General features: G+C 48.3%; 9 protein-coding genes. 5 read left to right on the plus strand and 4 right to left on the minus strand.

All coding sequences use genetic code 11. The features are described from left to right. The first annotated feature begins 49 nt into the window (after positions 1-49). The 5 genes from ACJJIW_RS22255 to ACJJIW_RS22275 all read left to right on the plus strand — a co-directional run bounded on the left by ACJJIW_RS22255 (position 50) and on the right by ACJJIW_RS22275 (position 4,232). Complete coding sequence (locus ACJJIW_RS22255; RefSeq protein ID WP_444936387.1) at positions 50-535, plus strand: DUF6892 domain-containing protein; 486 nt, start codon at positions 50-52, stop codon at positions 533-535. Positions 536-795: 260 nt separating this feature from the next. Beyond that, on the plus strand, positions 796-1,125 hold the full coding sequence (locus ACJJIW_RS22260; protein WP_444936388.1) for a YceK/YidQ family lipoprotein: 330 nt from the start codon (positions 796-798) through the stop codon (positions 1,123-1,125). A gap of 478 nt (positions 1,126-1,603) precedes the next feature. After that, positions 1,604-2,731: an acetyltransferase domain-containing protein gene (locus tag ACJJIW_RS22265; RefSeq protein WP_444936389.1), complete on the plus strand. Its 1,128-nt coding sequence runs from the start codon at positions 1,604-1,606 to the stop codon at positions 2,729-2,731. Between the two features lie 87 nt (positions 2,732-2,818). Further along, positions 2,819-3,292 (plus strand): hypothetical protein, encoded by a 474-nt coding sequence (locus ACJJIW_RS22270; protein ID WP_444936390.1) that lies wholly within the window; start codon positions 2,819-2,821, stop codon positions 3,290-3,292. Positions 3,293-3,470: 178 nt separating this feature from the next. Then, positions 3,471-4,232 carry a hypothetical protein gene (locus ACJJIW_RS22275; protein ID WP_444936391.1) on the plus strand — a complete coding sequence of 254 codons (762 nt, stop codon included), beginning with the start codon at positions 3,471-3,473 and terminating at the stop codon, positions 4,230-4,232. Between the two features lie 40 nt (positions 4,233-4,272). Here ACJJIW_RS22275 and ACJJIW_RS22280 read toward each other — a convergent pair whose 3' ends face one another. From ACJJIW_RS22280 to ACJJIW_RS22295, 4 genes are all read right to left on the minus strand, one after another. Next, positions 4,273-8,280, minus strand: coding sequence for a translocation/assembly module TamB domain-containing protein (locus tag ACJJIW_RS22280; RefSeq protein WP_444936392.1), 4,008 nt, complete (start codon positions 8,278-8,280; stop codon positions 4,273-4,275). Beyond that, a complete protein-coding gene (locus ACJJIW_RS22285) occupies positions 8,280-10,079 on the minus strand; it encodes an autotransporter assembly complex protein TamA (RefSeq protein WP_444936393.1) in 1,800 nt (599 codons plus the stop codon). The genes ACJJIW_RS22280 and ACJJIW_RS22285 overlap by 1 nt, the downstream gene beginning before the upstream one ends. Before the next feature lie 150 nt (positions 10,080-10,229). Next, on the minus strand, positions 10,230-10,604 hold the full coding sequence (locus tag ACJJIW_RS22290; protein WP_108734070.1) for a hypothetical protein: 375 nt from the start codon (positions 10,602-10,604) through the stop codon (positions 10,230-10,232). A 368-nt stretch (positions 10,605-10,972) separates the two neighbouring features. After that, positions 10,973-12,952, minus strand: coding sequence for an acetoacetate--CoA ligase (locus ACJJIW_RS22295; protein WP_444936394.1), 1,980 nt, complete (start codon positions 12,950-12,952; stop codon positions 10,973-10,975). Positions 12,953-13,073 lie beyond the last annotated feature (121 nt).

Consider the following 13,073-nt stretch of genomic DNA (forward strand, 5'->3'; position numbering starts at 1 on the left):
TTCTCTCAAGCCGAAAGAACTTCCCCTATTACGAAATATATTGTAGACAATGAAAAAAATGGATCTCACAATACTTATATGGAAAGTAAAGGTAGATTTAAAAATGAGTGAATATGCGGAATTCAAGGATGAAAACTTCAGGTTATTAGTCCTGGATAAGTTAATGTACCATTATAAGGTAATACAGCCTGAATTCGATATTTTTCAGTTTGCCGATAGTTACACCAAAAGAAATATAGATATAGAAGAAGAAGGGTACGAGCCTATCCCCGAAGCTCTCGACCACTTCCGGTCCATTCAAATTAAGAAAGAATGGCTAAAGGATATAACTGACCTTCATCAGGATGGGGGTGGCCATATCTGGTTACAAATCATTCCCTTCTGGTGTGGAACTACTGACGACTTTGATATCCATTCCACCGAAGACACAAACCTCCTACCAAACCTGAAAAAGCTCATACTTTTCTACAATGAAGAAAATCCAGAAATTTTAGAAGATTTTAAAAGAAAAGGCATAGAGGCCAAATGGGTATAACTCTAAAAAATTACTATCAGGCAAAAAATATTTAAATTCTAACCAATATCGTATATCAGTCCGCCCTTTACTTGAAACTAATGTTCTGAGTTTGAGATACCGCCAAGCAGCGACAAAGTAAACCTCAGATATGAAAATTTTGACTTTCTTCACTTCCAATTGAGTACAGATATTACTTATAGTACACGCAAAATCTGGAACTAATTTAGAAAACACTACTCTATAGCCCCGCGAAAGATCACATCAGCAAGGATTAGTTTGTGAAACGTATTATTTCTTTAGTATCAGCCTCTCTAGTTTGTGTATCATGTGCCACAGTGAAGACAGTTAACCCTAAGAATAATCAGGTAGATATCACTCATAGAGGCCACAAAAGCTATTGCGAAAGTATTCCAAGAGTTTATAGCGGAACCTCTTACTCCTTTTGCTTGCTAAATAGCGAACCCAGTCAGACTGTAAATACTGGATCAACTATCAACCGTGTTCCACTGGTAGCTATAGATGCTGTTTTTTCTGTAGCCGCTGATACCGTTGTTTTGCCGTATACCGTAGTGACTCAGGCGAAGTATGGTAATATCGAAGTAAACTGATATGCTCCACCTGTAGATTAATAATTTTAAAGTAGTTATTAATAAGCCCAACTGAAAAATCTCTCTTTTAACCACAGAAAAATATATTTATTGGGAACAGGCCGCGATCACTGATTTTGTCTTACTTTCAAATCCATGATCCGGCCTCTAGCTGCCCCTAGGCTAAAAGTAAAACCAAGCAAATTAAATAATATTGATTATCGGGTGGGCAAAATTTCTTGGACTTGCCAGAACCAAAATGCCTGCACTATCGTCCCTCCACCTACATATCACACAATTAAAAAGCAATTGGTTGCTTGAAGAATATATGTACAATATGAAAGGCAGACAGCTCCCACCTGCCCCTAAACAATAATAAACAAAGACCGAGAGACATCATTTATAGCTCTCTTTAACCGCCTCTACATTCCAACTTCAAGGTAACAAGAACCCTTAGAGAGAAAACGCTATAAAACCCACTAACTTTGGAGATAACAAATTGCGATATCCAGCAATAGACATCACTAGAGGTATATTAGTAATTATTATGGCCCTCGATCATACTCGAGATTATTGGACTTCGACCCAGTTTGACCCATTGGACCTATCCCAATCCTCCATCGCTTTGTTTTTAACTCGTTGGATCACGCATATATGTGCCCCTGGATTTATATTTCTTACAGGATTGAGTGCCTATTTTCACGGTAAAAAACTTAACTCCAAGCCGGAGTTGGCAAAATTCTTAATACTTCGAGGGTTAGTACTAATTATCCTCGAACTAACCTTGGTAAACCTCTCTTGGCAGTTTGCTTATAATTACGCTTTTGTACAGGTAATCTGGGCCCTGGGCGTATCCATGATCATACTGGCGGGCTTAATCTATTTGCCAATGATATGGACCAGCATCGTTTGCCTGGCCGTAATATCCTTACATGGATACCTGAATGATGACTTCATGCGCCAGCTATTAGGTGGCTATGAATGGCTTTGGATTCTTGCGCATGTACGCACTAGTTTTAGACTTTTTGAGTTCAACACCGGGATTTTTGCTGCTTACAATATTATCCCCCTCTTTGCTCTTATGTACCTTGGCTATGTATTTGGGCCTCTTTACGAGATGGCAAACAAGCAACGAGTGCGATTATTAATAACAACAGCGACCGCGCTTTCGATTATATTTATTGCGGTTAGACTAATAGGCTTTGGCGACCCCAATGATTGGATTCCACAGCAGGGGCTTCTGGGCTTTATCAACACAGCCAAATACCCAATGTCGTTCAGCTATATCCTTATGACAATGAGTATAGTTTTCTTGATCATGGCTATCGTAGAAAATCGGCAAAACCGAATACTGGATGTATTGCTCCTCTTTGGGCAGGCCTCATTGTTCTTCTATTTACTCCATGTCCCAGTGATCAATCTGTCCGCACACCTATGGAGCTACTTAGAGTTTGGAGTAGCAACCAACTTCTTCAACGGCTCCAAAGTATGGCCTGAAGGCTACACACCTAATTTACTGAGAACCTATGCCTACTGGATTGCTCTGATTGCGATACTTTACTATCCCTGTAAGAAATATCTTCAAAAGAAAAAAGAAAGTGGATCGGTGATATACTCCTACGTATAACTCTCGGCACAACTTTATTTCGCATATTAAAATTCTGCTCTGGGGTGAGCAAAGCCCCAGAGTTACCTCCCAATCAGGACGATATAGATGTTGCAAAAAATAGACCAATGGATTGATCAAATACTGATAGACTTCAAAGAAGAGAGACAATCTTGCGCAAGGTTCACAGAGAAGTTTTCAGGGTATTATACGGAAGAATTTCTTAGCAAAAGCTACTTTGTAGTGGTTGATAATATTCCAAAACCGAGGTTTCCCGAGCTCTACCAGGCTGGTCTGGGTGACTTTGTCGACATGGAAGTAGCCGGTATCACTTACAAAGATACCTACTTTGTCAAAACACCATTTGCTGCGGACATTTCCCTCCATTTCCATGAGTTAGTCCATGTCCACCAATGGTCTCTCTTGGGAGCAGAGTCATTTATCAAACGTTATATCAGTGAAATTCAGACCTACGGCTACAACGGTGCACCTCTGGAAAAAATGGCCTACAGCCTGCAAGATAAATTTATGGACAATTGCACTCCAACAGATGTTTTAAGTTACGTTCAGAATCATTTGTAAGCACTCAATGATCATTGGACTTCATCTATAAAAAGGTTACCTTCTGGATAAGTGAAAGTGACCTTTGTGCTACCAGCCAAAATTGATCTTATTGACAGGCTAAACATTTCTACTAAAGCCTGATCATCAAGACACAAACTATAATTTATTGAGTTTTATAGTTTGCAAGCTCCACACCATGCTACAAGCAACCCGACTCTTCCTGATCTTTGCTGCCCTATCCACCTTAAATCTGGCATCAGCAACAACATGTAAGCCCATATTCAATCATCAAGATGACAAAGTGGCCGAAAACAATCGCTGCACTAAAATCAGCTTTCAACCAAGCAATACGGAAGGATCCGGCGTTATTATTATGGATGACGATACCAAAGGCTCCTGCGCTTATACATCTGCGGTTCAGTGTGGGAATACCGAGATTAGAATGAAAGATATTTCAGCAATTGACTTTAAGGTTGACGTGCCCCCAGGTAAGTGTGGTGCTAAAGAGTGGATTGCCGTTTATATGTTTCCCTGGTGTGGACAACCTGGTGGATGTTGGGCCGGAGGGCAGCGGGAAGTCGATTTTGTAGAAACAACAGGCTCTAATGGTCCGGGAAGTTTCGCTTCCAATTGGGGAGGGCTTCCCAGTCAGGCGGCGTGGACAAGCCAAACAGGCCCCCTAAAGGTGAAGAGTGGTACCCAACAGCATATAACTTTTACATCCAAGAAAATCATATCGGGTGAAGCTAGTGGAACCTATCAATGGGATATAAGAGTGTGTGAAGCATCTGCGTCCAAGTGCGATGATTCAAATCAGCTTTGGCACGCCTACCGGGAAAAGGGGCCTGCAATTTTTGATGAATCCATGATGATCGTGATCGACAACTGGGGCGTCAACAATCCACCCCAGCCAGGTTGCACGTTAAAAATAACGGATATGCTAATCACCAAATATTAACGATGCTTCTTACAACGATAGGGGGTTAGTGGCGAAAACCCTAATAGTCTTTTTTCCACTGTAACTCTACACTACCGGAACCGCTATCACCGTCATCGGCACTTTTAAACTCCAGGTTGAGGTTATCCCTAAGTTCTATTTGCATCTCCGCCTGCCATGGACTGAGAGGATCGGTACTTCTCTGTAATTCCACATAAATTCGATTGGTAATATATTTGCCCAAGCTCAATGCGTACTCATCACCTTCGTCTCCCTCCTCCTGCTCAATATTGAGTGTATCCAGGTGCAACAGCTCGCGTGTCTTGGCGATAGGGTCCAATACCGCTCGCCCCGACTGCAAACTGCGTACGACACTAACCAAACGAACAGCTTGTAAAGGTGAAATATCTGATAATGACTTCCCAAAAAGCAACTGCGCCAGAATTTCATCCTGAGAGGCCGAGGGGTCAGAGGTAAATGTAATATCCAAGTCCGCAGCAGTGCCTGATATCTGCGCGGTTATTTCTCCATCGCTATATTCATAGATACCTTCAACCAGGATAGCGACCTCATTATTCTCGAAGCGAATTTCGCCATCTTCTAGATCAAATTTCTTACCGAATAAATCAAAGCTGCCGCGAACAATTGTTAATTCGCCGGAGGCTTTTGGCTTATCTGCGGTGCCTCGAATATCCACCACGCCGCGCAATTGAGAATTTAAGCCAAGTCCGCGCACATAGGATTGTTGGTCCAAAACAATCTCTACATCCAATCCAATTTTGCTAAACAGGGGAGAAGATCGCTGCACCTGTGGGCCATCGACCTGAACTTCCACCACCTGGATTTCTGGAACACTGCTGCCGATCCATTGCTCAATCTGTACAGCCAGCGGCTTCAAAGTGAATCGCCCGGTAATTTCTGCATCCTGGGTTGAGCCCGACAAACGGGCATCGCCGGATATTGCACCGCGTACTCCCGGTGAGTTAAGCAAGTGGGCCCGACTGAGACTTAATACGATATCAAAACTGGGCGAGCTATCCGGAGGTAAAAAGACCGCCCCTCCCAGGTTTATCCGCCCACCATCACCATCGGTAGCGCTTCCTCGCACAATCCGCCACTCCTCAGGAGACAGCTGCGCGTAGAAATTAATATCCGCAATGCGAGTATGGCTCGGTCGGTGCTCATAGCGACCATTACTCAATTCGATATCACCGGTTAATAGAGGACGCTGCCAATTTCCGGTACCGTCAACATTGAAACTGAGCAAACCGCGCATACGGTGGACACGGGGATCAATATATTCCGCAATCACTGACAAATCGGCCGTACCGCGCCCCTGCAATTGAAAGGGCACATTTCGCAGGCCACCAGTTTGATTATTATCAGCAAATAATTGTTCGAAGATCGGCGCAATCAAGACACTTACTTGGCTATTTACTGCGTTGCTACCGCCGTGTTGGGCAATCAGGGATGCGTCCAGCTCTCCATTATCTGTCTGCCAATCCAATACTATCGAAAGCGGTTGAACCTGGATTCCGCGCTGCCCTCGCCCCAGGGCTTCTCCAGTAGCGCGCAATTCCCCTTGGAATTCAGGCTGCTTGGGGCTTCCACCAATACTGGCATAAAGGCTGACATCTCCATTACCCGCCCTACCGCTGGAAAAACTATTCGCCAGATCCGATAGATCACCCTGGCCGCGCAACTCTAAATCCAGTCGCTCTGCGTTCAAGCTACCCAGTATCGATAATTGGTTGCGACCCGCCCATAGCAGCTCGATACCATCAGTTACCAGGCTCCTGTCTGCATAGTCCAAAGTACCCTGTAAATGCCAGGGCTCCAGATGAAATTCTCCCTGGGCGATCAGGTTGGCTTTAATCTGCGGGTTTGAAATAGCCCCGTCAACCCTGCCATCCAAGCTCAACTCCCCTTCAAGGGAGTTAGGGAGAGAGAGACCGACGAGATCTACCAGGAACAGCGGTAGATTGCGCGCGCCCATATCAATTTGTAATCGGTCTTGCCGAGGTTCGATAGAACCATCGGCCTGCAGCAATGCCACCCCCACCCGACCCAGCTGCTGGGCATCTTCAGCGAGGGCTGTCAGGCGGCTTTGGCTCTGTAGGGGCTCCGGCTCCCCTTTATCAAAACCTGAGGCAATCACGGGGGACTGAGGGCCTCTGCTTGAGGATGAACCAAACTGGTTGCCATTGCCGTTGGTAAATAACTCCAATCGCAGGTCACTGACCTCTATCAGGTCCATATCGCCACTGGCTTCCCCTTTTAAGTTAAAGGGGTAATCCTGCGCGACGCCATTGGAATCCAGTAAAATACTTACCTGGGGATTACTCCACTCTCCCCGGACTGTTACTTCGGAAGTCCCCCCTAGACTTACCCCCTCTGCCTCGGTAACTCCAAGGTCATCGCGCAAGCTAATATTTTTGCCATCGATCTGCCCGTGTAAATCCAACTGCTTCTGTTCAATATCAAGCTGACCGATTACTTCCAGATTGAGCTTCTCACCGGTAAATACCAATTCATCAATAGTCAGCGCGTGCAGGTTTCCACTTATCGCCGCCGTCAACTCACCCTGTAAGTCGTGGTAAGTACTCACTGCACTCAGAGACAAATTGAGGTTTGGGTTTTTCCATGAGCCGATGGCCTCCACACGCAACTGGTGCAAGGTGCCGGATAAAGCAGTGGGGATATCTACCCTATCAGCCTGGGGTAGCGAAGCTGCAAGCCGGCGAATTTCTTCAACACCCAACTCATCAATCTCTCCCACCAAATCCAGTGCTTTCAAATTCGTATCTACAGTACCGAGCACCTCGATCCGTGCACCGGCAAAGTGCAAAGATAAGGCTTGCAAGTCAATCACACCTGCCTGGGTATCGACCCGGCCCTCCAATTGCAGGGGCTGCTGCCGGTAGCTGCTTTCCACTTGTAAGCTGCCATTAATATTCGGCTGTTGCAGGGAGCCCTGCACCGAAAAATCTGCGCTGAGCCAACCACTGTCCAGGATATCCTGCCAAGGGCGGGAAAGTGTTAGCGGGATTTGATTGAGGTTAACTGTCCCATTGACACCGTCCGCGCTAATGTTGCCTTTAATCGTACTGCGCCGCTCATCCACTCGCAGCCAAATCCCCTTTGAAGAGAGACGCCAGGGGTTAATATCGGCTTCGATACTCCCTGTCAGATCCAGCTGATGTTCTGCTAGAGGAGCTGCGATCGAATTAATATCCAGCAGCAGTTTTTCACCCTGCTTACGCAGGGATAGTTCGCCGCGAGCATCCAATACCTGATTTTCCGGCAGATGCAGCTGTCGGCTGACAAACCCCTGGCCCACCTCACTGGTAGAGAAATCGATTACAAAGCGCTCGCCCTGCATCCGGCCATTTACAGTGAGATTAAACTCGGAACCATTCAGCTCACTCACTTCGATAAATAGCTGCGCCGGTTTATCCTGCCAGCGGTATTGGGCGTTAGCCTGAATAGCAACAGGGGGAATCCCCGTCAACCGGCTGTCCACCAATTGCAGGCGAGCTATATCCAGCTGCGCCAAGCGAAACCCGGGAACTAGCAACTCCCAAGTAGTCGATGGCTGCTCCTCTCTGACAACTTCAACCTCCTCTTCGCCAGAATCTGCCAGCGCAGAGAGAAGTTCATTGAGGATATTTAGGTTGAGCAGTAAATCTTTGGCCCCCACTCGCTCAATATCGATGGGATCTCGGGACAAGCTGTTGAGGTTGACTTCCAGGTCCTGGGCTTCGGCAAGCGTATTAGCTCGATAGTCAATTCTCAGTCGCTCGAAAAACCAAAATCCTAATTTTTCACTGTGAATTCCCTCTGCCTCAATTTCGAGGTCGTCCACCAATTGCTCGGCAGCGTAAAAAGCCCCACGAGTAAGGCCGACGCGCCCCGGTTCCGTGCTGAGGAAATAGATAGCGGACATCAGGAGGAACAGACAAATGCCTGTTACCAGGGAACCCCCAGCACCCAGGGAGCGCCAGAGCCCACGCAGGAAAGCACCAACCCAGTGGGCAACGCCCAGCCCAAACAGGCCCAACCAGCGCATCAGAATGCCTGCCCCAAGCTCACATACACCTGGTAGCGATCATCGATGCCCTCACGGCGATCGAGGGGAAAGGCGATGTCCATGCGGATGGGGGCAAAGGAGGTGATATAGCGCACGCCAAAACCCGTTCCCCAAAACAGGTCGGAAAACTTGGGCGCTGCGTCCTCATAGGCATTGCCGCCATCGAGAAAAATCACACCTCCCCAGGTATCCGTAAAACGAAAACGGCCCTCAAAAGAAATCTCGCTGAGTCCCCGACCACCGATAGCATCGGAGAGGGTTTCCTCACCCTCATCATTAATCTCAATAAGTCGCGGACCCAACTCCTGGTAACCATAACCCCGCACGGAGCCACCGCCACCGGCATAAAAGCGCTCATCCGCAGGCAGCTCAAGATTCGACTCCCCTGTAATTGCCCCGGCTTTCAACCTTATTGCCAAGGTGGGCTTATAACGCCAGTCATCGGCTGTTTTATACGCAGTGAGCTGTAGGGTATTTTTAACAAAGGTGGTATTGGTATTTCTAAGATCGATATAGGGTTTTACTTCCAGCGCAGAAGTAGCGCCACGGCGGGCATCCAGGGGTTTGTCTGTCGTGTTTAATTTAAAGCCCAGGGGGAAAGCTAACAGTGTGTAGTTTTCATCGGGATCATCTGCTTCAACTGCCCCTTCCACCTTCTCGTCCACTTCACTGAATTTCAGCTCGGCGCCACCACTCAGCGTGCGATGCTTACTGATTTTTCTCGATACCAGAGCACTGAATGTCAGGGACTCTGAACGGTAGGAATCAACATCCTCACCTTCCAAAGCAATACTGGCGGTCAAGCGTTGCTTGTCATGGAAGAAACGGGGAATAGTAAGCTTGCCTTCCAGGGTTTGCTTTACCTCGTTGAGCTTACTTTCGACTTCAATTTTTTCCCCACGATGGAAAACATTGCGATGTTCCCAGGCTGCTGAAATACCGGCTCCCTCATCAGAGGTGTACCCCACCCCCAAGGTTATGGTGCGGTGATTGCGCTCCTGAATAACAAAAGTAACATCCACCAACCCATCGTAGGGTTCAGAAACTTCAGTATTTACATTGGCAATTAAGTTGGTGCGCAGCAGACGCAACTGCGCAGCATCCAGTTTACTGCGGCTGAAGCAATCTCCGGATTTAATCTTGACCTTATCCAACAGGTAGTCCTCTTCAATAGAGGTGACTCCTTCAATGCGGACTTGGCCAACATGGACTTCGGGACTGGAGGCCACCCGATATTCCAGTCTCGCAGCAGCTTCCCGGTGAATCACCGTTGCCTGGTAGCTGACATCCACATTCAGCAGACAGGCATTTTCATTGAGGTACTTGGTAATTTTTTCTACGCCCTCAAGTACCTTGCTGGCAATCAGGGGATCTCCAACATGGATAGGTAAGCCGCTAAAGCCTGCCCGCAAACCGGCCGGCATATCAATATCCAGGCTCTTGATATGGTATTGGGGGCCGGGAGTGACACTATAGAAAATTTGGTTGCCAGAAACAGACTCATACACAGTGGCATCATAATATCCCTGCGCACGCAGTAATTTTTCCAGGTTACCCCGCTCATAGTGCGCAATATCCGCCGGATCATCGTAGTTTTCCAGCGCACTACTGTTCTTGCGCAACTCGTTGAGTTCGGAGGTCAATTTTTCCTGCAGCTGAGGATCGCCCTGCACCAGCAGGGTAAAACCCGGCAAGCGATCAAAAAATGGGATGGCTGCTGCCAGCTGCATTGGCAGCGCTAGAAGGGCAACAAGTAGGGAGACAAAGAGAATTCGCAAGATCTTTATCCAATGTCAGTAGCGGCTACTCCGCAAAAAATCCGGGTATCCGTTCCCTCCGTAGGCTGGAATATCCAGCTGATGACAACAGCTGGGATAATTAAATCGACTTATTGAGCAGCCAATAAGCCGATTCGGCGTTTGGGACTTCTATGGCTGTGTGCCTTGGCTGGGCATTAAGGGATTACAATCCTGGATAATCACCCGCCCTTCCAGAATATTTCCTTTGGAATACTCCGTGAAAATACACTGGTTAGTTTTGGGGTTATAATTCTCGATCCACAAATTATCTTCTTTCCAGGTGGCGCCGATATGGCGGTACCCATCGGGCACAGAGATACGCATGACCCCGCCAAAACGCTTCACGAAAACCTGCTCATAGTGAAAGTAGTAGGCAAGCCAGCCGCCAACAAAGAAAACCGCAGCCACGATTGCGCCGATCTTAAGGCTGCCCAGGCGACTGCCGATAAAAAGAGAAGCAATAACCAGGGCAATCACCGCTGCCCAGTACAAATAAGTAACCATGACTGTTTTTCTACCGTGAATTATTGGTGTTTATAAAGTGAAGGGTAGCGCAGAACCGCAGCAAACTAAATGGCGCCGGGTTACGCTCCCTTACTCCTAAGGAGCCTCTGAATAACTCCGTAATGCCTCTGCGGGCCTTGAAGGTTGCAGATGTTAGGCGCAGCTCGCCGCGAATGGCCGTAGCCCTTTGTAAGAGCTGCAACGCAGCAGCTGTGGCCTTAAAGGCCCGCCCTTCGGGGCTTGCAGAGCGATCCACACTCCGCGTTGCGACCTCTTGAAAGGTCTAGACATTCCTGCGAAGCCGCGCCTTGATTGTGAACCGCTCTGCATGCCAGAGGTATCACGGAGTTGTTCAGAGGCTCCCTAACTTACTCCTCTGCCAACTCCGGCAGCTTTTCAAATAGCGATAAGGCTTCAGGGTTGGCCAGGGCCTCTTTATTTTTAACCGGTTTACCCTCCACCACATTGCGTACAGCCAGTTCCACAATCTTACCGCTGATAGTTTTAGGAATATCCGCCACCTGGATTACCTTCGCCGGTACATGGCGAGGCGTGGTATTGGCGCGAATCGTGGAGCGGATTTTCTGGGTCAGATTCTCGTCCAGTACAACACCCTCTCGCAAAACCACAAACAGCACTACCCGTACATCGTCGTGCCAGGGCTGGCCGATACAGATACTATCGAGCACCTCCTCGACTTTCTCCACCTGGCGGTAAATCTCTGCGGTTCCGATACGCACACCGCCGGGATTAAGTACTGCATCGGAGCGGCCATAGATTACAACACCACCGTGTGCCGTAATCTCGGCATAGTCCCCATGCGCCCACACACCAGGCCAATTTTCAAAGTAAGCACCGCGGTACTTGGCTCCATCTGGATCGTTCCAGAAGCCAATCGGCATACAGGGGAAGGATTTGGAGCAAACCAGCTCCCCTTTCTCTTCAACCACCGCACTGCCTGTATCATTCCAGACTTCCACCGCCATACCCAAGCCGCGACACTGCAATTCACCGGCATAGACCGGTAAAGTTGGGTTGCCAAGGGCAAAGCAAGACACAATATCGGTGCCGCCGGAAATAGAGGATAAGCAGAGATCTGCTTTTATATCTCTGTAGACATAGCGGAAGCCTTCGTGGGCCAGCGGAGAGCCTGTGGAGAGCACCGCACGCAATTTCTCCAGCTTGTGGGTCTCCCGGGGTTTGCAGCCACTCTTCTCCAGCGCAGCAATATATTTGGCACTGGTGCCAAACACACTGATTCCCTCTTCATCGGTCATATCCCATAGACTTTGGGATGAAGGGTAGAAAGGTGAGCCATCAAACAGCACCAGAGTCGCCCCACAAGCCAGGCCACTCACCAGCCAGTTCCACATCATCCAGCCACAGGTGGTGAAGTAGAAAAGTGCATCCTCACGGCGCAGATCGCCATGCAAGCGATGCTCCTTCAGGTGTTGCAGCAAAGTGCCCCCCACTCCGTGGACGATGCACTTGGGTACACCAGTAGTACCTGAGGAGTACATGATGTACAGGGGGTGATTAAATTCGGTTTGTACAAAGGAGAGTTCGCGAGCGGGCGCCGCTGCTTCAAAAGCTTGCAGTAGTACCGCCTTACCCAGCGGCTCAGCCGCTAGTACCTGAGCAGTTTCCTCTTCTGAGCGAGCAACCGGCACCACTACCAAAGTTTCTATGGATTCGATTCGCTGCATGATCTCGCGCAGACGCGGCAGTGAATCAATAACCTTGCCGTTATAGAAGTATCCTTCACAGGCAAATAGCACTTTCGGCTGCACCTGGCCAAAGCGGTCAAATACTCCATTGATACCAAAGTCTGGTGAGCAGGAGGTCCAGATAGCCCCGAGGCTGGTGGTGGCCAACATGGCCACTACGGTATCGATCACATTGGGCATAAAGCCCGCTACCCGATCTCCCTCAACAACGCCCTGGGCAACGAGGGCCGCTGACAGGCGCTCCACCCGATCGTACAGCTCCTTGTAGCTCAGCTCGCGGCGGCTACCGTTCTCCAGGCGCTCGACCAGGGCAGCCTTGTCATCGCGATAACGCAGCAGGTTCTCAGCAAAGTTCAGGCGTGCCTGTGGAAACCACTGCGCACCGGGCATGGAATCGTTACTGAGTGTCTCATCACCCTTATCTATAGCAATAACTCCGGTGTAATCCCACAACTCCCGCCAGAAAGCTTCGCGATTATCTACTGACCACTGGTATAAAGCCGCATAATCATTGAGATCCAGCTGGTATTGCTGGTTGACCCTGCGACGAAATTCATCCATCTGGGTGGCGGCAATAGCCTCTGCGCTGGGTTGCCAGAGCGGTTGGGAGTTGTCCTTCATTTCAACAGACCTTGTGGCTCATTATTGTGTTTTCAAATCGCCCTCTCGGGCACAAGGGGAGCAATCATGCCCTGCCCCACCACTTAAAACTATTTTAATCTTTTTTAGATTTGTTAAATAA

This window comes from Microbulbifer maximicatervae (SeqCode) (assembly GCF_052467815.1).

What these genes read in the sequence shown, in the direction of transcription:
- ACJJIW_RS22290 (WP_108734070.1), bottom strand. Translation starts at nt 10,604, where the DNA reads ATGGTTACTTATTTGTACTGGGCAGCGGTGATTGCCCTGGTTATTGCT.
- ACJJIW_RS22255 (WP_444936387.1), top strand. Translation starts at nt 50, where the DNA reads ATGAAAAAAATGGATCTCACAATACTTATATGGAAAGTAAAGGTAGAT.
- ACJJIW_RS22275 (WP_444936391.1), top strand. Translation starts at nt 3,471, where the DNA reads ATGCTACAAGCAACCCGACTCTTCCTGATCTTTGCTGCCCTATCCACC.
- ACJJIW_RS22270 (WP_444936390.1), top strand. Translation starts at nt 2,819, where the DNA reads ATGTTGCAAAAAATAGACCAATGGATTGATCAAATACTGATAGACTTC.
- ACJJIW_RS22280 (WP_444936392.1), bottom strand. Translation starts at nt 8,280, where the DNA reads ATGCGCTGGTTGGGCCTGTTTGGGCTGGGCGTTGCCCACTGGGTTGGT.
- ACJJIW_RS22295 (WP_444936394.1), bottom strand. Translation starts at nt 12,952, where the DNA reads ATGAAGGACAACTCCCAACCGCTCTGGCAACCCAGCGCAGAGGCTATT.